This window comes from Shewanella sp. S1-58-MNA-CIBAN-0166 (genome assembly GCF_040310085.1).
Classification (GTDB): Bacteria; Pseudomonadota; Gammaproteobacteria; order Enterobacterales; family Shewanellaceae; genus Shewanella.
Genome location: NZ_JBEOPN010000114.1, coordinates 1 through 290 on the forward strand (window position 1 = coordinate 1; position 290 = coordinate 290).

Here is a 290-nt window from a genome sequence, read left to right on the forward strand (position 1 = left end):
GTCGAACAGCTCGCTGGCATCGGGCACGCGCGACACCGGCAGCCCGAGCGCGCCGAGCACGCGCATCCAGTCGTCCTGCGTACGCGTCGCGAACAGCGCGCGCAACTGCGCGCCGAGCGCGTGCCGGTGCTGCTGCCGGCCCGCGCGCCGTGCGTAGCGCGGCTCCCGCAGCGCCGGACATGCATCGCCGAGCGCGTCGGCGAACGCGGCCCAGAACTTGTCCTCGAACGTCGCGAGCGCGATGTGCCGCCCGTCGGCGGTTTCGAACAGGTCGTTGTCGGGCATCACCC

At 73.4% G+C, this 290-nt stretch carries 1 protein-coding gene; it reads right to left on the minus strand.

Going from position 1 to position 290, the window contains the following annotated elements; all coding sequences use genetic code 11:
- On the minus strand, positions 1-290 hold a 290-nt coding region (locus tag AAEY99_RS21310), incomplete at both ends, for a CoA transferase (RefSeq protein ID WP_351011963.1).